21 protein-coding genes are annotated in these 22,811 nt (G+C 62.6%); 7 read left to right on the top strand and 14 right to left on the bottom strand.

What is annotated here, in order from left to right:
• Together IV098_RS15490 and IV098_RS15485 are read right to left on the bottom strand one after the other, a co-directional pair.
• Positions 1–271 (bottom strand): transposase (locus IV098_RS15490; RefSeq protein ID WP_296890673.1); only part of this gene is annotated, 271 nt, incomplete at its 3' end.
• A 90-nt stretch (positions 272–361) separates the two neighbouring features.
• Entirely contained in the window at positions 362–892 is a 531-nt protein-coding gene (locus IV098_RS15485) for an SMI1/KNR4 family protein (protein WP_296890671.1), read from the bottom strand.
• Between the two features lie 367 nt (positions 893–1,259).
• Between IV098_RS15485 and IV098_RS15480 the strand changes: the two genes are divergently transcribed.
• Entirely contained in the window at positions 1,260–1,463 is a 204-nt protein-coding gene (locus IV098_RS15480; protein WP_296890668.1) for a hypothetical protein, read from the top strand.
• 183 nt (positions 1,464–1,646) lie between these two features.
• Here IV098_RS15480 and IV098_RS15475 read toward each other — a convergent pair whose 3' ends face one another.
• The 5 genes from IV098_RS15475 to IV098_RS15455 form a co-directional block, all read right to left on the bottom strand.
• Positions 1,647–1,955 (bottom strand): hypothetical protein, encoded by a 309-nt coding sequence (locus tag IV098_RS15475; RefSeq protein WP_296890667.1) that lies wholly within the window; start codon positions 1,953–1,955, stop codon positions 1,647–1,649.
• 546 nt (positions 1,956–2,501) lie between these two features.
• A complete protein-coding gene (locus IV098_RS15470; RefSeq protein WP_296890665.1) occupies positions 2,502–2,933 on the bottom strand; it encodes a GNAT family N-acetyltransferase in 432 nt (143 codons plus the stop codon).
• Positions 2,934–2,981: 48 nt separating this feature from the next.
• On the bottom strand, positions 2,982–4,430 hold the full coding sequence (locus IV098_RS15465; protein WP_296890663.1) for an efflux transporter outer membrane subunit: 1,449 nt from the start codon (positions 4,428–4,430) through the stop codon (positions 2,982–2,984).
• Position 4,431: 1 nt separating this feature from the next.
• Entirely contained in the window at positions 4,432–7,587 is a 3,156-nt protein-coding gene (locus IV098_RS15460) for an efflux RND transporter permease subunit (RefSeq protein WP_296890661.1), read from the bottom strand.
• 11 nt (positions 7,588–7,598) lie between these two features.
• On the bottom strand, positions 7,599–8,771 hold the full coding sequence (locus IV098_RS15455) for an efflux RND transporter periplasmic adaptor subunit (RefSeq protein ID WP_296890659.1): 1,173 nt from the start codon (positions 8,769–8,771) through the stop codon (positions 7,599–7,601).
• A 324-nt stretch (positions 8,772–9,095) separates the two neighbouring features.
• Here IV098_RS15455 and ppk2 point away from each other — a divergent pair, with 324 nt between their 5' ends.
• Positions 9,096–9,950 carry a polyphosphate kinase 2 gene (gene ppk2 / locus IV098_RS15450; protein WP_296890657.1) on the top strand — a complete coding sequence of 285 codons (855 nt, stop codon included), beginning with the start codon at positions 9,096–9,098 and terminating at the stop codon, positions 9,948–9,950.
• Between the two features lie 31 nt (positions 9,951–9,981).
• Positions 9,982–10,998 carry a hypothetical protein gene (locus IV098_RS15445; protein WP_296890655.1) on the top strand — a complete coding sequence of 339 codons (1,017 nt, stop codon included), beginning with the start codon at positions 9,982–9,984 and terminating at the stop codon, positions 10,996–10,998.
• A gap of 22 nt (positions 10,999–11,020) precedes the next feature.
• Here the strand turns inward: IV098_RS15445 and IV098_RS15440 are convergent, their stop codons facing one another.
• The 3 genes from IV098_RS15440 to IV098_RS15430 form a co-directional block, all read right to left on the bottom strand.
• Positions 11,021–11,311 carry a hypothetical protein gene (locus IV098_RS15440; protein ID WP_296890653.1) on the bottom strand — a complete coding sequence of 97 codons (291 nt, stop codon included), beginning with the start codon at positions 11,309–11,311 and terminating at the stop codon, positions 11,021–11,023.
• Between the two features lie 89 nt (positions 11,312–11,400).
• On the bottom strand, positions 11,401–12,045 hold the full coding sequence (locus IV098_RS15435; protein WP_296890652.1) for a hypothetical protein: 645 nt from the start codon (positions 12,043–12,045) through the stop codon (positions 11,401–11,403).
• Between the two features lie 2 nt (positions 12,046–12,047).
• Positions 12,048–12,704 carry a VIT1/CCC1 transporter family protein gene (locus IV098_RS15430; RefSeq protein WP_296890650.1) on the bottom strand — a complete coding sequence of 219 codons (657 nt, stop codon included), beginning with the start codon at positions 12,702–12,704 and terminating at the stop codon, positions 12,048–12,050.
• 188 nt (positions 12,705–12,892) lie between these two features.
• Here IV098_RS15430 and IV098_RS15425 point away from each other — a divergent pair, with 188 nt between their 5' ends.
• Both IV098_RS15425 and IV098_RS15420 read left to right on the top strand, forming a co-directional pair.
• The gene (locus IV098_RS15425; protein WP_296890648.1) at positions 12,893–13,612 is read left to right on the top strand and encodes a DUF3047 domain-containing protein; all 720 of its coding nucleotides are present in this window, start codon (positions 12,893–12,895) and stop codon (positions 13,610–13,612) included.
• Positions 13,597–15,165: a phospholipase D family protein gene (locus tag IV098_RS15420; protein ID WP_296890646.1), complete on the top strand. Its 1,569-nt coding sequence runs from the start codon at positions 13,597–13,599 to the stop codon at positions 15,163–15,165. Before IV098_RS15425 ends, IV098_RS15420 begins: the two co-directional genes overlap by 16 nt.
• Positions 15,166–15,188: 23 nt before the next feature.
• On the opposite strand, the gene cax is transcribed toward IV098_RS15420, so the two are convergent.
• Positions 15,189–16,280 carry a calcium/proton exchanger gene (cax, locus tag IV098_RS15415; RefSeq protein WP_296890644.1) on the bottom strand — a complete coding sequence of 364 codons (1,092 nt, stop codon included), beginning with the start codon at positions 16,278–16,280 and terminating at the stop codon, positions 15,189–15,191.
• 72 nt (positions 16,281–16,352) lie between these two features.
• Positions 16,353–17,033, bottom strand: a complete 681-nt coding sequence (locus IV098_RS15410) for a potassium channel family protein (protein ID WP_296890642.1) — start codon at positions 17,031–17,033, stop codon at positions 16,353–16,355.
• A gap of 211 nt (positions 17,034–17,244) precedes the next feature.
• Here IV098_RS15410 and IV098_RS15405 point away from each other — a divergent pair, with 211 nt between their 5' ends.
• Positions 17,245–18,738, top strand: a complete 1,494-nt coding sequence (locus tag IV098_RS15405) for a hypothetical protein (RefSeq protein WP_296890641.1) — start codon at positions 17,245–17,247, stop codon at positions 18,736–18,738.
• Between the two features lie 37 nt (positions 18,739–18,775).
• Positions 18,776–19,726, top strand: coding sequence for a hypothetical protein (locus tag IV098_RS15400; protein WP_296890639.1), 951 nt, complete (start codon positions 18,776–18,778; stop codon positions 19,724–19,726).
• A 153-nt stretch (positions 19,727–19,879) separates the two neighbouring features.
• Here the strand turns inward: IV098_RS15400 and IV098_RS15395 are convergent, their stop codons facing one another.
• Both IV098_RS15395 and IV098_RS15390 read right to left on the bottom strand, forming a co-directional pair.
• Entirely contained in the window at positions 19,880–20,929 is a 1,050-nt protein-coding gene (locus tag IV098_RS15395) for a DMT family transporter (RefSeq protein ID WP_296890637.1), read from the bottom strand.
• 184 nt (positions 20,930–21,113) lie between these two features.
• Positions 21,114–22,784 (bottom strand): SulP family inorganic anion transporter, encoded by a 1,671-nt coding sequence (locus IV098_RS15390; RefSeq protein WP_296890635.1) that lies wholly within the window; start codon positions 22,782–22,784, stop codon positions 21,114–21,116.
• Positions 22,785–22,811: the final 27 nt, after the last annotated feature.

Raw genomic sequence — 22,811 nt, 5'->3', positions numbered from 1 at the left:
GCGCGTGCTCCTCCTGAAGCAGCTTGTACTTCTTCTCCAGATCCCGCAGCCGCTTCAGTTCAGATGCGGTTTCCAGATCCAGCTTGATGCCTTTGGTCACGATCAATCCCTCCCTGGCTTGCTTGCGCCAGCGTGACAACATGAAGGGGTGGATGTCCAGCGCGTTTGCCACATCCTGTATGAGGACATCGGGAAGGTCGCTTAATCGAACTGCCGTTGCCTTGAATTCTTCGCTGTAGCGGTTGATTTTTCTGGGGCCGGATTTGGCCATGTTGACCTCCAATCGGTTAGAAGGAGGTGTCAACTATTTCGGGGGAAGGTTAGAGTCCAGCGACCGAAGGGAGCGAGGTTGAGTGCCGGGTTAGGTCTCAAAGGCATCATCATCCTCAAGGCCTCGAATAAACAACTCAAAGCTATTTGCAACGAGTGTAATTTTGTAATCCCACTCTTGGTCAATGTGGACTACTCGAGGCTCACCACTTGGGCCGCACTCTCTGTAATCAAGGCAAAGCATGTCGTGACCGGCGGACGGACAATCCGCAAAATAGATGCCAATCGGGGGATACCCCCATTCACTAACCCAGAAGCTGCTCTCGAACTCGCCGCATAAAGAATAGGTTTTATCTTCACCGATAGAGTAGATGCCGGTGATCGCTATGTGATCTTCTGCCCAAGACGTTCGCTCGCTGGTTTTATGATTCGTTCGCTTCGGGATGCCACCGTTTTGAGTGCGCATCAACGTGATGTAAGACTTGGGTAGCTTGTATCCAAGTTTCCGTTCTACGCGAGCGACATCAAGATCAGTGAAAGCGGGGCCAACGTACTCCTGCCTTGCGTAGTCTGAGTCTTCCCAAAAATCACTCAGGTCAAAATCTGCGAATGGCTCGTTCATTCTCGTGAGACCTAACGTAGAGCTAACCGGCGGCGCTTTAGCGCCGTCCAGCGACCGAAGGGAGCGAGGTTGAGCGCCATGTTAGACATCAGCTGGACTCTGCAGGAGGGGGCATGTCTTCGAGGCATAACCGAACATATATTTCCTCAGAAACGATGCCCACCGCACGCTCGAAGTCTTCTTTCTTCACAATTTTCGCAGTCAATAAGGCGTCCACTGCAAGAGCAGCCACTCTATCGCTCCAGGAGTTTTGGTCCATGATTTTGATGTCTAACGTAGAGGTAAGGGGCGCCGCTTAAGCGGCGTCCCAGCGGAACGAAGTGGAGCGGTCTTGACCGCCGGGTTAGAGCGCACTACCAGTAAGCACATGGCGAACTCCAAGCGCCGCAGCCAGAACAAACGCAACAGCAAAGCAGAAAAAGCCAGCATTCCTTATGGGACGAAGCAAGTGTTTTGGCCCGGTGTTGGCGCCAAGAAAAAAGGCAGCCAGGAGCGAAATAGCGAGGGCAAGATAACTTACGCCGATGGAATATGCCGCTGCGCCATGAAGGTAACGTGCGGCCCGGAATAGAAATGCAGCCTCACCAGATTGGAAGATGCTTATAGATAGCATTACGAGGCTAAGCGAGAGGCCAATACCGGTTGTTATCCAGACAGTTCGCATTTCGCGCAAGCGCTCTAACGTTTGAATTCACCGGCCTGCGCGGCTTTTCGCGCAGGTCCGGTGGAATGATGGGTTGGGCCTAGGCGGTTGTTAATCACCGACAAACCTTATATAGGTATGAATATGGCCTTGGGCATTGGCCACCAGAGAAATGGCTTTTTTCAGATGCTCTGCGACAGGGGGCTCCAGCGGTTTTGGAGTAAGACTGTTTAGCTCGTGCAGAAGAACGGGTATTTGGAGAGTGTTGAAGATGGTGTCCCCGTAAGGATCAACGAAACGCAAACAGGCAAACTCTAGTGCGGATTCTGATGGCAGAAACCCTGTCAGAAGTGACTGTGGATCACTGAGGCGCGCCAGCTCAGTGCCATTTTCTTCCTCCCAAACAAGCTCGATACCCATGGTTTGCTAGGCCCAACGTATTGGAGTTGAGCACCTTGACGCCTGAAGGGCGGCGAGTGTGCTCGGACGACGGGTTGGACGGGAGAGGTGTCTGGGACTTGTGACGATGCTTGTTTTCGCTCTCATCCTGCGCCCCGTGCTCACGTGGTTTTATTGAAGAACCGAAGTGTGTTTCAGAGCGTGTGTATTAACGCTGGCGTTATCCACCGCTCTTAAAAACACTTCGCTTTTTATCATTGTTCCGTCGTTTTATAAATCGGCCGCTTTTCTGATAACAACGATTGCAGTTCGATCATTACGGGCGGAGACAGCTATCTCGACCAACGTTAAGTAGACACCTGAATCGGTGTATAACAAAAATTAACTGAAGTGTATAACGCAACCATTATCACGATAACCTATTGTTCTGAATGTGCCTTGGTCTTGATAGGGGACGTAAATGCAAAATGAAAACACCCCTTCCGCCCCGCCGCCGAAACTACTTGATCAGGTGCGCAACCGAATCCGGATCAAGCATTACAACATCCGTACGGAAACGCAATATGTTCAGTGGGTTGGCGCAATGTTTTCGACGAAGTGAAGGCTTGTCATTGACATGCCTTCGCGCTCATAGAAACGATGCGCATCTTTTCTTTGAATACCTGAATCAAGGTGCATTTGCACGCAGCCTTCCTTTACTGCGAATTCTCGAAGCCAGGAAAGCAGGCTGGCGCCGAAGCGATTTGATCGGTGAGATGGCAACGTTACAAGGTCATCAACGTACAGAAAATGGCCCCATGCCAGGTTTTCACCGACTCGGAATCCTGCGACAGCTACCACGCCATCCGGTTGTTCGATAAAGGCAAGTTGATAGCCGGTTTTTTCCTGGTTTCGAACTCTGGACAGAAATTGATCTTCTGCGATGTGGGGGCGAAGCTCCCGCATGACGGGATAGCAAACGGCGATCTCGGAATCTGTAGTGGCAATGCGAATGTTCATGACGGTTCTATTTTGACGCCAACGTCGGTTAGCCAGCTGGTCGGTGGTTCATGGCAGCGCGGCCGCCTGGGGGGAGGGTGTCGCAGCCAGACTGGCTTCGCTCGCCAGGTCGACCCAGCCGCCCCCCATCGCCTTGTACACGTTCACCAGCTGGGTGTAGCGGTCCGCCTGCGAGCGCACCGCAGTCAGCTCGGCGCTGAACAGTTCGTTCTCCGCGTACAGCACTTCCAGATATCCCGCATAGCCGTTGTCGAATTTCAGCCGCGACAGCCGCGCGTATTCGCGCAGCGCGGCCACGCGTTGCGACTGGGCCACGGATTCCGCCTGCGTTTTTTGCGAGCCCACCAGCGCGTCGTTGGCCTCGCGGAAGGCATTGAGGATGACCTGCCGGTAATTCGCCAGCGCCTCGCGCTGGATCGCCTCGGCCGTCTGCACCTGGCCCTCGATGGCGCCGAAGGTGAAGATCGGGCCGGCCAGTCCGCCGGCGACCGACCAGGCGGTTGCCGGACCGCTGAGGAAATCGCCGACGGCCGTGCTGACCGAGCCGAGCGTGCCGGTCAGCGACAGGCTGGGGTAGTAGAGCGACTTGGCGACGCCGATGTTTGCGTTGGCGGCGACGAGGTTCTGCTCGGCCTGCAGGATGTCGGGGCGGCGTTCCAGCAGCGTTGAAGGCAGGCCATCGGGGATGCCCGGCGCGCTCAGCGCGTCGATCGATAGTCCGCGCGGGATCGGGCCGGGGGGGCGGCCGAGCAGCAGCGAGATCAGGTTTTCCTGGGCGGCGATCTGTTGTTCGAGCACGGGGATCGCGGCGAGCGCCTGCTGGTATTGCGAATCCACTTGCGAGACTTCGACCTGCGAGACCACGCCGCCCTTGAAGCGCAGCTCGAAAATCTTGCGGGTGCCGGCGTAGTTGTCCGCCGTGGCGCGCGATATTTCGAGCTGGCGGTCGAGTCCGCGCAAACCGATGTAGCTGGCCGCGACGCTGGTGACCACCGACAGGATGACGCCGCGCCGACCCTGCTCGCTGGCGTAGACCTGCGCCTGCGCGGCTTCGCTCTGCCGGCGCACGCGGCCGAACAAATCGATCTGCCAGTCGGCGCCGAGCGCGCCCTGATAGAGGCTGGAGTAGGGATCCGCGCCGGTTGCGAGTGGCGGCTGGCCGACCCTGCTGGCGCGATTGCGGCTGGCATCGGCGCTGTAGCCGATCTGCGGATAGAACTGCGCGCGGGTGGTGCCGAGTTGCCCCATGAACTGCTCGATGCGTTCACTGGCGATGGCGACATCGAGGTTCTCGCGCAGGGCGATGTCGATCAGCTGGTTCAGCGCGGGGTCGCCGAACTGTTCCCACCAGCGGGTGTTGACGACCTCGGCGGCGTGCGGGAAATCGATGCGCCAGGCTGCGGGCGCGGCGATATCCGGCCGCACGTAATCGGGGCCGACGCTGCAGCCAGCGAGCAGGGCTGCGGCGAGGGCGGCGTCGAGGATGCGTGTACGCATGTCACTGTCCCTCCGGGTGGGCGTGCGCGCCAGGCTGGGCCAGGGCACGTTTGCCCGCGAAGCGGGCGGAGAGGCTTTCGAGCAGCCAGAAGAAGAACGGCGCAAAGAAGATTGCCACGATAGTCGAGGCCAGAATGCCGCCGATGACCCCGGTGCCGATGGCACGCAGGCTGTTCGCGCCCGGCCCGGTAGCAATAGCCAGCGGCACGCAGCCGAGGCCGAACGCCAGCGAGGTCATGACGATGGCGCGCAGGCGCGCGCGGGCGGCGGCGATGGCCGCTTCGTGGATCGCCATGCCCGCATGCACGTGCTCGATCGCGACTTCGCAGATCAGGATGGCGTTCTTCGCCGACAGGCCCACCAGAGTGACCAGACCGACCTGGAAGTAGACGTCGTTTTCCAGCCCGACGATCCAGGTCAGCAGCAGGGCGCCGAGGATCGCTACCGGCACGGTCAGCAGCACCGCCAGCGGCAGGGTCCATTTCTCGAACTGCGCCGCGAGCAGCAGGAACACCACGATGAGGCCGGCGATGAAGGCGATCGACGAGGTGCTGCCGGACGATTTTTCCTGCAGCGCCTGACCTGCCCAGGCGTAGGAGAAGCCGCCGGGCAGGACTTCGCCGGCCACCGCTTCCATCGCCGCCAGCGCCTGTCCCGAGCTGTAGCCCGGCGCCGGGTTGCCGGTGATCTTGACGGCCGGGAAGCCGTTGAAGCGCTCCATCAATTTCGGCGCGGCCACATAGCGCACGCTGATCAGCGCCGACAGCGGCACCATGCTGCCGGTTTTCGAGGGGATATAGACCTTGTTGAAATCGTCCGGGTTGATGCGGTATTCGGCGTCGGCCTGCAGCACCACCCACCATACGCGGCTGAACTGGCTGAACTGCCCGGCGATCGACGAGCCGAAGAAGCTCTGCATGGTCTGGAACGCATCCAGCACCGACACCCCCAGCACTTCGGCCTTGTTGCGGTCGAGATCGACAAACAGCTGTTGCGTGGCGCCCTTGAACGTGGTGTTGACGCCGGCAAGTTCAGGTCGCTGCCGGGCCGCGGCGATGAAGGCCTGCACTGCCTGGCTGGTTGCCTGGGTGTCGCCTGCGCCGCGGTTCTGCAGATAGAACTCGAAGCCGCCGGTGGTGCCGAGGCCGGGAATCGAGGGCGGATTGATGCCGAGCACGAAGCCCTCCTTCAGCCGGGCGAATTGCTGGTTGAGCCGCGGCAACACGCCGAAGGTGAGCTGCGACGCATCGGTGCGCTGGTCGAACGGCTTCATCGACACGAACAGCACCGCCGCGTTGTTGCGGAAAGTGCCGTCGACCAGGCTGTAGCCGTTCACCAGCGCCACATCCTGCACCGCCGGCTCGGTGGCGATGATCTTCGTAGCCTGATCGGCGAGCGCGCCGACGTAGCCCTGGCTGGCGGTATCGGGCGCCTCCACCACCACGAAGAAATAGCCCTGGTCTTCGTCCGGCACGAAACTGCCCGGCAGCACGCGGAACATCAGCACGATGGCGACCAGGATGCCGCCAAACACCAGCAGCGCGACCGGCCAGCGCTGGATCAGTCGGGCGACCCCGCCGACGTAGCCGGCGGTGAGGCGCTCGAAGGATTGTTCGAACCAGCGGAAGAACCCCTTCTTCTCGCCGTGATGCGCCTTGACGATGATGGCCGCGAGCGCGGGCGACAGCGTCAGCGCCATGATCCCCGAGATGACCACCGAGATCGCGATGGTGATGGCGAACTGCTGGTACAGCGTACCGGTGACACCGCCGAGGAAGGCAACCGGCATGAACACCGCCACCAGCACCAGCACGATGGAAATCAGCGCACCGGCGATTTCGCTCATCGCCCGCTTGGCCGCCTCCAGCGCGCCGAGGCCGTGCTTCACCATGTTGGTTTCGACGTTTTCCACCACCACGATGGCGTCGTCGACCACCAGGCCGATGGCGAGAATCAGCCCGAACATCGTCAGCATGTTGATCGAGAAACCGAGCAGGTGCATGCCGATGAAGGTGCCGATGATCGACACCGGCACCGCGAGGATGGGGATGATCGTCGCGCGCAGCGACTGCAGGAACACGAACACCACCAGCACCACCAGGATGACCGCCTCGAAGAAGGTGTGCACCACCTTGTCGATCGAATTGAGGGTGAACAGGCTGGTGTCGAGGCTGATCGTGTAATCGAGACCGGTGGGGAACTGCTTTTTCAGTTCTTCGAGACGCGCGCGCACGGCGGCGGCCGTTTCCACCGCGTTGGCGCCCGGCTGCTGGAAAATGCCGATGGTGGTCGCGGTCTTGCCGTTCATCCGGCTGGCAATCGAGTAGTCGCGTTTGGCCAGCTCGACCCGGCCGATGTCGCGCACGCGCACGATGGCGGTGCCGGTCTTGGCCGTGCGCACGATGATGTCCTCGAATTCCTCAGGCTTGGTGAGCAGACCCTGCGCGGTGACCACGAAGGTTTGCTGCACCCCCTGCGGCGTCGGCTGTGCGCCGATCTGGCCGATGCCGAAAGTCTGGTTCTGGCTCTGGATCGCGCTGGAGACTTCCTGCACCGAAATGCCGAGTTGCGCCATGCGGTCGGGACGCAGCCACACCCGCATCGCGATGTCCGGTAAGCCGAATACCGACGCGCGGTTGGCGCCGGGTACGCGCTTGAGTTCGTCCAGTACGTAGAGATTGGTGTAGTTGTCGATGTAGGTCGCGTCGTAGCGATCGTCGGGCGAAAAGACCGACAGCACCATCATGAGGCTCGACGATTTCTTGTCGACCGTCACGCCCTGCTGCGACACCACCTGCGGCAGCATCGGCAACGCCTGGCTGACGCGGTTCTGCACGTTGACCTGGTTGATGTCGGGATCGCTGCCCGGCTTGAACACCACACTGATCGAGACGTTGCCGGACGACGAGCTCACCGAGTTGAAGTAGAGCAGGTTGTCCACCCCGTTGATCTGCGCCTCGATCGGCGCCGCCACCGTGTTGGCGATGACTTCGGCGGTCGCACCCGGGTAGCGTGCCTCGACGGTGACCTGCGGCGGTGCCAGTTCGGGATATTGCGAGATCGGCGCCACGAACATGGCGACCGCGCCGCCCAGCACGATCAGGATCGAGATGACGGCCGACAGGATCGGACGGTCAATGAAAAAGTGGGTGAACATGGCGCGCTCGCTCAGGGTTGGGCTGCTTGGGGCGCTGCTGCAGCGGGTGCGGCCGGCTCGACGATTTTCACCGGCTGTCCGGGCACCACCTTGAGCACGCCTTCCACCACAACCCGGTCGCCGGCATGCAGGCCGCTGAGGATGACGATGTCCTTTGCGCCGTAGTAGTCGCCGACCACCACCGGACGCACTTCCGCATTGCCCGCAGGGTTCACCACGTAAACGAGGTGACCATTCGAGCCCTGCTGCACAGCGAGCTGCGGCACCACGATGGCATTCGTCCGCATAGCGCCATGGACGTTCGCGGTGACGAACATCCCCGGCCGCAACAGCTTGTCCGGGTTGGGCAGCACGGCGCGCACCATGAAGGAGCCGGTGTCCTGGCTGAACGAGGGGTCGGCGAAATTGATCTTGCCGCGATAGGGATACAGCGCGTTGTCCGCCAGCAGGATTTCGACTTCATAGTTGTCGTTCTTCGGCGAGACGATGCGTTTTTTCAAGCGCTCGTCGCGCCACTTCGCGACCTGATTCTGCGACACGCTGAAGGTAACCCACACTGGATCGATGGCGGCGACATAGGTGAGCGTCGAGTCGGGCGACATCGCATTCAGGTACGCGCCCTGGCGCTGCACCGAGTTGCTGGCCAGGCCGGTCACCGGAGAATGGATGCGGGTGTAGCTCAGGTTCAGTTCGGCTTCGGTCACCTTGGCCTGCGCCGAGAACACGGCTGCCTTGGCTGAATCGAATTCACCCTGGGCGCGGTCCAGGTCGGACTGCGACAAGGCATTTTGCTGCGCCAGCGGTTTCACCCGGCCGAGGTTCGCCTGCGCGGTGGTGAAGCGCGCCTGCTGCGACTGCAGTTCGCCGCGTGCCGCGGCCAGCTGCGCTTCAAAGGGTTTGGGGTCGAGCAGAAACAGCAGCTGGCCTTCCTTCACCAGTTCGCCTTCGCGGTACACGATCTTGTCGAGAAAGCCCGACACCCGTGCCACGATGTTCACTTGCCGTGAGCTTTCGGTCTGTGCGACAAAGCTCGGCGTGTAGGGAATGTCCCGTGGCTGGGTGGTGATCACACTGACTGCGGGCGCCGGGCGTTGCGGCGGCGGCGTCTCTTTCGAGCAAGCTGTCAGCAGAAGGGCAAGGGCGGCGAGGGCGAGCGGCAGACGAAGGCGGGGGGTGGCGAACATGGGCAGGGGTTGTTGGGCTGAACCGCTGAAGCACGGTTGAAAAGACTCACCCGGCAGGTGAGCGGAGGTCAGGGCAGGCAGCGTGCAATTCATGTGTATTCCCGTTCTGGAACGTCATGTGTCCTGTCTGAGCGATGCATTCTTCTGCCGCTGGCAGGTGCTGTCATCAGGCCGCAAAGCGGCTGCGCCAGTGTGCCAGAATTGCTCAGGCCGGGCTATCGACAGGCAAGCCGTGGCGCACTTCCGCCGCGGTTGCCAGGCTTGCCTCGGTGCGCTTTCAACCCTAGACTCAAAACGGCTATGCCAATTCAACCGGAGACGCACATGGGCAAAAAAAACGCACCCCCCGAATCAAAATCCGTCATCAAAAAGAAGGCTGCTGCGGAAAGCGAGTCGCCCAAATTGAAGCGTCGCGAATACGAAAGCAAGCTGCGCGAACTGCAGGCCGAACTGTGCATGGTGCAGGACTGGGTGAAGGCCACCGGACAGCGCATCATCATTATTTTCGAAGGCCGCGACGCAGCGGGCAAGGGCGGCACCATCCGGGCCATTACCGAAAAGGTCAGCCCGCGCGTCTTCAAGGTGGTGGCCTTGCCGGCGCCCTCCGACCGGGAAAAGAGCCAGATCTATGCGCAGCGCTACTTGACGCATTTCCCCGCGGCGGGCGAAGTGGTGATCTTCGACCGCAGTTGGTACAACCGCGCAGGCGTAGAGAAAGTGATGGGTTTCTGCACCGATGAGCAGCACAAGAAATTTCTGGAGATGTGCCCTGCTTTCGAAAAACACCTCGTCGTCGCGAACGGCATCATCCTGCTCAAATACTGGCTGGAAGTCGGCGACGAGGAACAAGAGCGGCGTTTCACTGCGCGTATCGAAGACCCGGTGCGGCAGTGGAAACTCTCCCCGATGGACCTGCCTTCGCGCCAGCGCTGGTACGACTATTCGCGTGCGCGCGACCAGATGCTCGACGCCACCGACACCGACTACGCGCCCTGGCATACCGTTCACTCCGACAACAAGCGCCGGGCGCGCCTGAACCTGATCACGCATCTGCTGGAGCAGCTTCCCTACGTGCGACAGCCGCGCACGAAGGTCAAACTGCCGAAGCGCAACATGAAAAATGCTTACGACGACCAGGCGACCATGACCAAGCGCCGCTGGATTCCCGAGCGTTATTGAATCCGCGTCAGGTCATGCCAAGGCGAACGTCATGCTGAACCTGTTCCAGTCCTTTTTCGGCGGTGAAAAAAGCCGCAGCCACTATCCCGAGTCGCTGATCGAAGCCGCGATCGAGCGCGCGGTGGACGGAACCGACGCCAGGCTGCGGCATCTTCCCGGCTACCGGAATAGTCTGCGCAAGCCGGTCATCCATGCCGTCGATCATGTCGTGGCGCTGATCGATGCCCTGCCTGCGCCGCTGGCGGCGGGGCGCGAGGATTTCAGCACCGACCCGCGCCTGGCCGCGTTATTCGTGTCGGCCGCGCAGATGCAGGAAGTGTTCGGCCGCGATCGAGCGTTGAATGCGTACATGAAGCAGGCATCGGTTGCCGCCGAACGGGTGACTGCGCTGCTGATGGCCGAGCGGGTCGAGAAAAATGTGCTCGGCGTCGATCAGGTGGGCGGCCAGCTGCGGCGCGACGTGGCGCAAGTGACAGTCAGCTTTCGCAAGCATCAATTGATGGAGGCGGCAGAGGACGAAGCGGAGAGCCGCCGGCTTCTCAAGCGCCGCGCATTCGACCACCTGCTGGCGCTGGCTTTGGCGCGCATCGTCGAGATGCGTGGTGAGCGCGCCGATCTGGTTCGTCAGCGCGATGTGCTGCGGCACAAACTGGCTACGCTGGCGCGCAACGGCTGGGGCTTCGATGCAGCGGACGCCGAAGATGAAGCTGAAGCGGCCGATCCAGCCAGTCTGCAGAGCGATCTGGCGGACGTCGAACAGCAGTTGCAGGAACTGGGCGCGGATTCCGGCGTACTGGGCACGCACCTGGAATGTGTTGCGGACCTGCTGTCGCAGGCCGAACAGCAACTGAAAATTGAGAATGTGTGCATGCGGCTGGACAGCATGAACATCCAGCGCGATGCGCAGGATGCCGCCGCACACGACATCGTGTTACCCGAATTACACAACGCCCGTGGACAGCGTAGCGTGTTGTTGCTGGTGTCGATCATCCCGGGCGATCTTCCGCAGCAGGAAAACCTGCTGGCCACGGCGCATCGCTACCTGTAGCGCCGCGGGTAGCCGTCCGGGCTCAGGCCGGTTTTTCGTTCTCTGTCGCCTTGTCGAGAATTTCCTTGTACAGGTGCAGCAGGCTGGCGACCAGATTCTGGTGTTCGGGGTGAAGCTGGAGTTGCCGTTCGACGAAAGGCTGCGCCGTCTGCACATCGGCAAAAATCTCTTCCAGCTTGCTGATGTCGTAATCGCTGAGTTTTTCGCCACGGTCGACCCGGGCCTTCAGATCAAGCGCAAGCGGCAGCCGCTGCGTATTCAGACGTTCAAGCAGGGCCTGGATGACGCCTGCGTCTTCGGTAGGATTGCTCATGATGATCTCCTCGGCGGGGTAGATTAAAAGTGAAGGCTGAAATTCATTCTAATGGAATGGCAGGACAGCGGGATAAGCGTTAACCGGACCTAGAAACTTGCGCCGAACGAGACGATCGCGAAGCGGTCGGCGCTGTCGTCCGGATTGAAGACATAGGCGCCGAGCGTGAACCGGCCGGCGGTCAGCTGGGCGAACCCGCCGCGCTGGATATCCCGCTCGCTATCGTAGGCGCGCGAGCGCTGGCCAACGAGGCCGAAGCGCAGCCATGCCAGCGGCGTGAGCCCGAGCTCGCTCCAGGCATAGGTGAAGCTGTCATCGCGCACATCGAGGTCGACCACGTATTCGGCCTCGATGTAGAAATCGACCATGCCATAGGCTGCGCTCGCTTCGAGCCCGGGCGCGATCCCGTGTTTTGAACCCATGACCGCGCCGATGATCGGCGTGATTTCCCAGCTCACGCTATCGCCGCCGGCAAACGCCCAACCGGCGAACAGCGAAGCGCTGTCGATGGCCTCGTAGTTGTAACGCGCTTCGAGATGCAGCGCGTCGCGATCGGCGGTGGCGATCGCGGAGAAGTAGTTGTCCTGATCGTCGAGCGCGTAGTAGTAGCCGGTCGCGGCAAACGCCCAGCCGGACGCGCTGGCGTCAGTTTGCAGTGGCACGTGGTTCGCACCTTCCTGCGCTGCGCACAGAGCCGGCATCAGCAGTACGGCCGCGAAGGTTGACAGTCGCATGCTCACCCCCCGAGCGCGATGGTGGCAAGCACCAGCGCCGCGCCGATGGCCATCATGGCCAGGCCGGACCGCCAGGGTACGCCGCCTGCATGACGCCCGTAGGCATGACCCGCCGCGAACAGCATCAGCAGTGCGATGGCGTTCGACACGCGCATTGCCAGCGCAGTTTCGGCGATGAAAATGAACGGAATCACGACCGGAAAGGTAGCCAGAACGACGAGCAGGAACACCCACAGGGCGCCGATGTAATCATCCTGGCTAAGGCGCGCACGCGCCGGCACGGGCAGGGCGAGGAGGCGCTGGCGCATGTCTTCCAGACTGTCGGCGCCGATCGAGGCGCCGAGACGCGCGGGTAGTTCCCCGGCGATGATCGCATGGGCATCGGACGGGTCGGCGACGCTGCGGATACGCTGCAACAGGGTGTGCTTGCGCGTCCGTTCGGTCAGCGTCCGGATCAGATACATGACTGCATCGACCAGCCCCCATGCGATGTTGCAGCCGAGCGCGGCATACAACACGGTGCGGACTTCCTCGCGCCCGGCGGTCGCTGCGCTGATCGTTCCGGTGAAGGTCAGCGCCATGATCAGGCCGAAGATGATCTCGGATACGCGATCGACCGGATCCAGTACCTGCATGCGTTTTTCGTTTTCAGTTTTCACTCGACACGTCTCTGTTCAATTGCATGGCGGCCATGTTGAACAGGCAGCGCGCCAAAAAATTATAGCCACGATCCGCATGAATCAGAGGATTGACCCTGCCCGCCGGCCTATGGATACTGACTTGCAGGCTGAACCACGTCGCGACGACCTGTTTCGAATATTCCCGTCCTTGAAACCGAACCCCAAACATGAATTCTTTATCCGGCATCACTCTGTCTTTATTCCTGGCGTGGAGCGCATCGGCTCAAGCGGCGTCTCCCTGTGTGGCGCATGACCTGGGCTTTGGCCAGACAGCAGCCGGCTGGGCGCATCAGCCGCTGTCGAAACTCAAGCGCGACACGGTCTACACCCAGGCGCAGGAAGCTGGCCATGCGGTGCTGCGCGGGACAGCGGACCGCTCGGCCTCGCTCTATGTGGCCCTGCTCAAACCGGCGAGCGTTCCCGCGAGCCTGAAATGGCGCTGGAAGACCGACGCGCTGGTGGCGGATGCCGACAACCGCGACAAGAAACGCGAGGACGCGTCGCTGCGCGTGCTGGTCGCGTTCGACGGCGACAAGACGGCCTTGCCCGAAGCCGAGCAGAAACGTTTCCAGCGTGCCAAATCGCTGACCGGGCGCGATGCGCCGTACGCCACCCTGATGTATATCTGGAGCGATCACGTTCCGGCGGGCGCCGTGATTCCCTCGGCCCATACCAGTCAGGTCAAGATGCTGGCGGTGGCGTCCGGAGCGCAAGGCCTGGGGCAGTGGCAGTCGGTGCAGCGCAACCTCGTCGCCGACTACAAGCGCGCCTTCGGCAGCGCGCCCGGTCGCGTGCTGGGGGTGGCGGTGATGACCGATACCGACAACACCGGCGGCAAGGCCGTCGGCGAATACAGCGATATCCGCCTCGATTGTACGGGCCGCTGACGGTGTCGCGCGGGCTGCTCTTCGCGATGCTGGGCCTGTTGTTCGGCGGCTGCGCGAGCCTGCCCGACAATGGCGCGCAGTATGTGTCGCATGCCCTGCAGGACACTGCCACGACGGCGCTGGGGCAGAAAAGCCAGGCCGTGTTGCAGGGGTTTCCGGGCGACAACGGATTCCTGCCGCTGAAGAGCGGCATCGACGCGCTGCTGGCGCGCATCGTCCTGGCCGATGCGGCGCAGCGCTCGCTCGATGTCCAGTACTACATCTGGCACGACGATCTCACCGGCCGCATCTTTGCCCACGCGCTGCTGCGCGCGGCCGATCGCGGCGTGCGGATCAGGGTGCTGCTGGACGACGTCGGTGCGCGCGCCAACGACGAGACCCTGCTTGCGATCGAAGCCCACCCCAACATCGAGGTCAGGCTGTTCAATCCGCTGGCTTCGCGCAGCTTTCGCGGGCTCGGCATGCTCACCGATTTTTCCCGCGTCAACCGGCGCATGCACAACAAGGCTTTCGTCGCCGACAACCAGGCGGCGATCCTGGGCGGCCGCAACATCGGCGACGAGTATTTCGACGCGTCCAGCGAGGTGGCCTTCGACGATCTGGACGTGCTGACGCTCGGCCCGGTCGTCGCCGAGGTGTCGCGTTCTTTCGACCAGTACTGGAATGCGCCGTCGTCCTATCCGGTTGCGTCGCTGCTTGGGCGCAGCGCCGACAGCGCCAGTCTCGCCAGGCTGCGCGCCGATCTCGCCGCCTTTATCGAGGCGAACCGCGACAGCCCTTATGTCACGCAAACGGGGAAGCGCTTCGTCGAGGCCTGGACCTCGGGACACCCGAACTTTTTCCGCGGCGCGGCCACGCTGCTGTATGACGATCCGGCCAAGATCGGCCGTGCGCCGGATGTAACCGAGGGGCATCTGCTGCCGCAGTTTTCCGGTATCAGCGCGCAGATCCAGCAGGAACTGCTGATCGTTTCGCCCTATTTCATCCCGGGCAAGGCGGGCGTCGCCTGGCTGAACGGGCTGGTGAAGCGGGGTATTCGCGTCACCGTACTGACCAACTCGCTCGCCGCCACCGATGTCGGCGCGGTGCATTCGGGCTACCAGCGTTACCGCGAAGCGCTGCTCGAGGGCGGCGTCGCGATTTACGAACTCAAGCCGGGGGCCGTCCAGCCGGCCCATGCGGAGAAAAAGGCCAAGGCATTCGGCGCCTCACGCGCCTCGCTGCATGCCAAGTCCTTCGTGTTCGACCGCCGTGCCGTATTCATCGGTTCGCTCAACCTCGACCCCCGCTCGATCCAGCTCAACACCGAAATCGGCGTGGTGTGCGAGAGCCCGCCGCTGGCGGAAGAGGTTGCCGGCACGATCGAGCGCAACTTCGACAGCATCGCCTGGCGGCTGGAGCGCGTCGTCGATGCGTCCGGACACGCGCACATCGAGTGGGTCGAGGCCGGCACCGCGGGCGAGCGCCGCTATCTGAGCGAACCCGAAGTCGGCGCGATGCGGCGGTTCTCGGTATGGCTGCTCGGGCTGCTGCCGATCGAGTCGCAGCTCTGAGCGGGGAGACAATCGGCGGTGGCTTAACCCGTGGTCGCCAAATCCGGCATCAGGTAAAACATCAAGGCGATGATGGCGTAGACCGTGATGAGCTGGACGCCCTTGTACCAGTTGGAGCGCCCGTCGCTGACCACCATGCTGCCGATCAGGACGGCGATGAACAGCGCGCCGACCTCGGCTCGCCCGAAGGCCAGATCGAGCGGCCGCGGCGCAACGAAATAGCTGGCCAGCACCAGCACCGGTGCCACAAACAGCGCGATCTGGATCGAACTGCCGAGCGCGATGCCGACCGCCATGTCGACCCGGTTCTTGCGCGCCATCGCGATGGCCGAGAGGCTTTCGGCCGCACCGCCGACCACCGCCAGGAACACGATGCCGATGAACAGTTGCGACATGCCGAGCGCCGTCCCGGTGCCTTCGGCCGCGCCGACCAGGATTTCGCTCATCCACGCCGCCAGCACCGAGGCGCCGACCAAGCTGCCGATCGCGCGCGGCAGGCTCCAGTGCGGGCCGTGATCGTCCGCTTGGTCCGGGCTGCCGCGGCTGGCGAACATTCCGGCGTGCGTCTTCAGCATGAATACGAGATACAGCACATAGGCGGTGAGCAGAACGAAGGCGAGGCCGATGTTGAGCAGCATCTCCTGGCGGATGGTTTCCTCCGGCGCGAAGAAGCGGCTGAACGCGCTCGGCACGGCGAGGCTGATGACGGCGATCAGCATCATCGAGCTGTAGACCCGGGCGGCCACCGGGTTGTAGTCTTGATCGTGATGACGCAGGCCGCCCAGCAGGAAGGCGATGCCAAGCGCGAGCAGCAGATTGGCCAGAATCGCGCCGGCGATCGAGCCCAGCACCATGTCGAACAGCCCGGCCTTGAGTGCCACGAACGCGATGATGAGTTCGGGCGCGTTGCCGAAGGTCGCGTTGAGCAGCCCGCCGATGGCGTCTCCGGTGCGCGTGGCGAGTTGCTCGGTGGCGTGCACGATGAGGTGGGCGATGGGCACGATGGCGAGCGCCGCCGAAAAGAACAGCAGCGGATCCGCTACGCCGAAATGTTCGAGCGCAAGCGTGATCGGGATGAACACGAACAGCCATGCAACGGAAAACTTCAGGCGCATCGACATTCCCTTCAGGCGTGTTCAGGTCAATGGAACAACGGCAGCGCACACCGCGCGCCCGTTTTTTTATCGCTAATTTTTGTTGCCGGTACTGACGTGCAGGGCCATCAGTCGCGCGAGCGTCACGGCAATATAGAGCTGTCCAGCCAATGCTTCGGAGATGGCAAGCGAACGCGCGATCGGGTGAACCGGCGTGATGTCGCCGTAGCCCATGGTGGTGAGTGTCACGAAGCTGTAATAGATCCACGTCAGCGCGCCGGGCGCGTTGCCGACCGCGCCGCTGAAGGCATCGGGATGAATGAGGTACAGCAGTTCGTAGGCGCTGGCCCAAACCAGCCCGAGCAGCAGCAGCACGGCGACGGCACCCTGGATGCGGTAATGGGTGACCGGGCCGCTGCGATAGGCCCGTGCTGCCACGACCGCGGCAAACAGCAAGAGCATGACGAGGGTGGTGGCTTCGCGTCCGATGGCGAGTGTGTCCGACGGTGCGATGGCATCGGTCCAGCGCACCAGCAGCGCAACTGCCGTGAGCGTCACCACGGTAAATCGCACCCGGCGCGATTCGGCCGTAGTGAATGCACCTGCGACCAGCAGCACAGAAAAGGCAAGATTGCTCACGAGTCGCCCGGTTGAGTCGGGTGTCAGCAGCACGGGCAGCACAAAGACGGTGATGACAAGCAGTGCGAGGATGATCGACAGGCCGCGGTCAGCCTCCCAGAACCGCCGCATCCGTTCCCAGATATGCGGTCTCATCGTGGGGTGGCCGCTGTGGGCGGCGTGTAAACGGTATGGGTCAGCACAAGATGTCTATCCATTCGCGAAGGGTGGGGAAACCGGTTTTTCAAGTTTACGTCAGGTCGCGCATTGACAGCTGACTTGCACGGCTTAGAGTTAAAGCACTAACAGGGATTCTGTTTTTCGGTGCAGTGCAATAACAAACCTTTCATAGAGCACACAATCAATCATGGAAAAAATCATACCGCGCTGGGAATGGCGCTCGTTTGGTCGGAGCTTCGGCGAGGCCGAGGCGCAGCTGGCGGCGCTGACGCCGGAAGGCGTGCAGGAGAGCGACGAGGTCTATCTGCTTTCCGGCGCCGGCGACAATGTGAAGGTCCGCGCAGACCTGATGGACATCAAGGTGCTGCGGGAGGTCAACGCAGCGGGTCTGGAGCAGTGGACGCCGGTGATGAAAGCGGGATTTCCGCTCCCGGCCAGCGAGGTGACGCGCGTGTTCGAATCGCTCAAGCTCCCGTTGCCCGAGCTGGCCCGCGCCAGCTACACCCTCGACGCATTCATCGCAGCCTTCGCCCAGCCGGGCGGCGCGATCCGAAAAGTTGACGTTCACAAGCGGCGGGTCCGCTACTCAGTCGGCGGCTGCACGGCCGAGCTTTCCGACGTGACTGCGAACGGCAAACCCACCCGCACCCTCGCCGTCGAGTCGACGGATGCGCAAGCGGTGGTCCGCGCCGTACGCAGCCTCGGCCTCGGTGGCTACACCAACACCAGCTATCCCAAAGGGCTGGCGGCGCTGATCGACGACGAGCCGGAACGCTACGCCGTCATTGACGCCGGCACCAATTCGATCAAGTTCCACATCGCCGAACGCGACCGCGCCGGACACTGGCGCACCCTCGTCGACCGCGCCGAGCTGACGCGTCTGGGCGAAGGGCTCGCGCAGCAGGGCGGGATCATCGACGCCGCACTGGAGCGTGCTGTCGTCGCCATCGCCGACATGGCCGACGAAGCGAAGCGGCACGGCGTGCGGGCGCTCGCCGCGGTGGGCACCGCCGGCCTGCGCATTGCCGCGAACGGCAGCGCGGTCGTCGCCGCCATCGAGGCGCGCACCGGCGTGCATATCGACGTGATTTCCGGCGAAGAAGAAGGCCGGCTGGCCTACCTGGCAGCGAAGTCGGGGCTCGGCCTGAAGAGCGGCGCGCTTGTCGTGTTCGACACCGGCGGCGGTAGCTCGCAATTCACCTTCGGCCAGGATGAGCGCGTTGACGATCGCTTCAGCGTCGACGTCGGCGCTGTGCGCTACACCGAACGCTTTGGTCTCGACGGCGCTGTCTCGCCCGACACCCTGCGCGAAGCGATGGCCGCAATCTCGGCCGACCTGTCGCGCATCGACGGGCGTCCGGTGCCCGACCTGCTGGTGGCGATGGGCGGCGCGGTCACCAACCTCACCGCAGTCAAACACGGGCTCGCCACCTACGATCCGTCTGTCGTGCAGGGCACCGTCCTCGATCGCGCCGAGATTGATCGCCAGATCGAGCTTTACCGCACGCGCGATGCCGATGCCCGCCGTGCCATCGTCGGCCTGCAGCCGAAGCGGGCCGAAGTCATCCTCGCCGGCGCCTGCATCGTCCGCACCGTGATGGAGAAGCTGGGCAAGGACAGCTTCACAGTCAGCGACCGCGGCCTGCGCCACGGCGTGCTGGCCGAACGCTTCGATGTCTGAACCCCCCCCACGCAGCAAACAGAAAAGGACAGCCGACATGAGCACACCCGCCAGCAAAAAAACCGCAACCCGCGCACCGGTCACCAAGCCCGCGAGTGCCCCGCGTACCCGGGCCGCGAGCGCCAAGGCCGTAGTGACCAAGCCCGCATCAACCAGACCCGCAGCGACCAAGCCAAGAGCGGCCAAGCCAAGAACGACCAAACCCGCCATGGCCAAACCGGCTGCGCCCGAACCGGAGGCGGCGGTCCTCAGCGCCGAGGACGTGGCCAAAGCATTCGCGCTGAGTAGAAAATCCACCAGCATCGAACTGAAGCTGACCATCCCCGCCACCGGGCACCGGGCGACGATCAAGCGCCTGAAGCTCGACCCGGTCGAGGCACAGCCGCGGCAGGCCTTCTTTTTCGACACCCCTAACCTGGACTTGTTCAAGGCCGGCGTCGTAGTGCGGGCCCGGCGCATCCAGGGCGGGCGCGGCGACACCGTCATCAAGCTGCGTCCGGTGGAACCGGACCACGTCGATCCGGACCTGCGGCGCACTGCAGGCTTCAAGATCGAACTGGACATGATGCCGGGCGGTTTCGTCTGCTCGGCCTCGTTCAAGGGCGCCTGCACCAACAAGGAAATACTCGACGTGAGCGCCGGCGACACCCCGCTCAGCGAACTGTTCTCGAAAGCGCAGCGGGCGTTCTACGAAGCGCACGCGCCGGCGGGCCTATCGCTGGATTCGCTGGTGACGATGGGCCCGGTTTTTCTGCTCAAGGGCAAGCACCTGCCGAAGGATTTCGAGCGCGGCATCACCGTAGAAATGTGGCTCTACCCCGACGGCTCGCGCATCCTCGAAGTCTCCACCAAGTGCCTGCCGGAAGAAGCCTTCCAGGTCATCGCCGAGTTCAAGGCCTACCTCGCCCGCTGCGGCATCGCCCTCAGCGGCGTCCAGGAGCCGAAAACCCGGAACGCGCTGGAGTTCTTCGCGGCGCATCCCGATTAGGATCGGTGTGTTCGTGGGGTGGTGACCGCTTTCGGCCGGTAGCCGAGGGCAGGAATCGGCCATGAAGGGACGGCCAAGCAAATACCAAACTCGCTCGCATATCAGCCTTAAGCAGACCTTCAAGTGTTATTGGATAGTTTAAATCTGCCACCTTCAATGGCCATGCCGGTGGTGAGCGTCTGGGAAGTGTGGATGCGTGTGGATCAGCGGCTCGTGCTGGTGCCGATGGCTATGTTTGGTGGCGGGTGACACCGGATAGTCATGGTCGTGCAGGTGGTGTTCGTCGTGGACATGTTCGTGACTGTGTTCCATCTCTTCGTGCTGGTGTCCGTGCTCATGGCGCTCGGTCAGATGCAACCACGTGCCCAGCGCCATTAATGCACCGGCCATCAGCAACGGTATTGTGACCGGCTCCCCCATCACTACAGCGAGCAAGGCCCCGAAGAATGGCGCGACCGAGAAATAAGCGCCAGTGCGTGCAGTACCGAGGTGACGCAGGCCTACAACGAATAGCGCCAAACTCACCCCATAGGCAAGCAAGCCAACAAACATTGCTCCTGCCAAATTTGGCAATGCCGGCATCGACGCGCCTAGCGAGAAGGCCAGACCCAGATTGACGACACCTGATACCAAGCCTTTCACCGAAGCGATCCAGGTGGCATCGGTAAGTGACACCTTGCGGGTCAAGTTGTTGTCGACACCCCAAACGAAACACGCGCTAATGATGGCCAGTGTCGGCCACAGTCCGGAAATACTCACACCTGAGGGAACGCTCAGGACAACCGCACCGGCCACGATGGCAAGCATGCCCAGTGCGATGCGCCGGTCGAAGTTCTCCTTGAATACAAACCACGCCAGCAACGCGGTGAACACACTTTCGGCATTCAGCAGGAGAGACGCTCCGGATGCAGGCATACCCGTCAGCCCAAACATCAACAGTACTGGGCCGATGATCCCACCAGACAAAATCGCCCCGGCAAACCACGGCACTTCATTCCGGGGAAGCCGAACGGCAGGGGCACGGCTCAGCCAACGATAAAGTGACAGGCCGACTCCTGAACCCAAATAGAGCAGTCCTGCCAACATCCACGGATTTACAGCATCAAGCAGCCACTTTGCGAGCGGTGTTCCCGCCCCAAACAATAAGGCCGCTCCGAGTGCGGCTGGTACGCCAGTCTGGCGGAGGCCTTCTTTCCAATTCATCTTTTCAATTCCTGATCTGCATGACCTTCAGCATAAGCGCTTACCAATTAAAAACTCTGCAAGCCGAATTGCCTGAATAACCGCATTTTTCCGAATAGCAGACCTTGATGGCTACCAAGCTGACCGGCTGTTCAGGGCCGGAATCCGACCCGCAAACCATGGAAATCCTCCGCAACCCGGAAGATCAAACCCCAGCCCCGCCAGCCTGCCGCGCCGCGTATGCCTCCACTGCCTGCTCGACGGTGAAATACATCCGCTCGCGTCCCAGACGTTCCGCCAGCGGCGTGCGCTGCACCAGCTCCAGCACTTCTGGGTTGAGCGCGGCGAGCCACAGTTCGGTGCCTTCGCCGCGCAGTCGTTCCTCGGCCTCGACCAGCATCTTGAGCGCGGTGTATTCGATGCCGGGCATGGCGGAGCAGTCGAGCAGGACGACCTGCGGGGCATGCTCCTTGAGCATGGTTTGCAGCTTGCCGCCGACGTTGCCGACGTTGACGAAGTAGATGCGGCCTTCGGGGCGGGCGATGAGCAGGCCGGGGAGGGCTTCGTCTTCCGGGTGCTCGGGGCTGCGCGGGCGGAATACATTGGTGCCGGGCTTGCGCCGGATTTCGTACACGCGCGGGTCGTTCGCCAGCCACATCAGGCCCACCAGCGAGAGCACGATGGCGACCAGAATGCCTTTGAGTGTGCCCAGCACCATCACGCCGAGGCAGGCGAACAGCGCCCAGCGGAATTCCATGGTGCGCACGCGGCGGATGGCGACCATCTCGGCCGGGTTGATCAACCCGATGGAATAGGCGATGACCACGGCCGCCAGGGTGGCGTGCGGCATCAGCGCGATCACCGGCGCCAGAAACAGCAGGGTGGCGAACGCCGCCGCGGCCACGACCAGCGAGGACGCCTGCGTGCGCGCGCCGGCCTTGCGGTTGACCGCGGTCTGCGAGGTGCCGCCGCCGGCCGGCATCGAGCCGATGAACGCGCCCGCGGCATTGGCGGCGCCGATGGCGAACAGTTCGCGGTTGGCGTTGAGCGGCGGATCGCTTCGGCGGACGAAGGCCCGCGCCGCCGCGATCGATTCGGTGAAGGAGATCAGCGCGATGCCGGCGGCGGCCGGCCACATCGCCTCGAATAGGCCGGGCTGCGGCATTTGCAGACGGGGCAGTCCGCCCTCGATGGCGCCCACCACGCTCACGCCGGCGGCTTCGAGCCCGATGAGTGCCGAGGCGGCAATGCCGAGCGCCACCGCGAGCAGCGGCGCCGGTGATTTCGGCAGAAAACGCTTGGCGAAGGCGATGACGGCGAAGGTGCCGAGGGCGACGCCGAGCGTGGCCCACGACAGCTCCGGCACATGCGCGACGATCGAGGCCACGTCGCGGAAGAAGCCTTCCTTGTGGATGTGGATGCCGAGTAGCTTGGGCAACTGGTCGACCACGATGACGAAGCCGACGCCCGCCTTGAATCCGGTCAGCACCGGCTCGGAAATGAAGTTGGCGAGAAAACCAAGCCGCAGCACGCGCGCGCCGATCAGCATCAGTCCGACCAGCAGCGACAGCGTGGCGGCGGCGGTGAGCGGCGCCAGCGTGGGGTCGACGCGCAGGGCTTCGCCGATGGCGGCCGCGCACAGGATCGCGATCGGGGTGGTGGTGCTGACGGAAAGCAGGCGCGAGCTGCCGAGCAGCGCATACACGGCCATCGGCAGCATGGCGGCGAACAGGCCGGCCTGCACCGGCAGCAGCGCGATGGTCGCGTAGGCCAGCGCCTTGGGGACCACCACGGCGGCAGTGGTGAGGCCGGGCAGGATGTCTGCGGCAAAGCCCGCGCGTGGCGTGTCTTTCATGCTGGGGGTTTTTGCGTCCATTCCGGCTCCCTTGGTTGTCGTGCCGAC

The organism is Thiobacillus sp., from assembly GCF_018780105.1.
Classification (GTDB): Bacteria; Pseudomonadota; Gammaproteobacteria; order Burkholderiales; family Thiobacillaceae; genus Thiobacillus.
The sequence above is the reverse complement of the archived record's forward strand: the minus strand, read 5'-3'. Positions and strand labels throughout refer to the sequence as shown.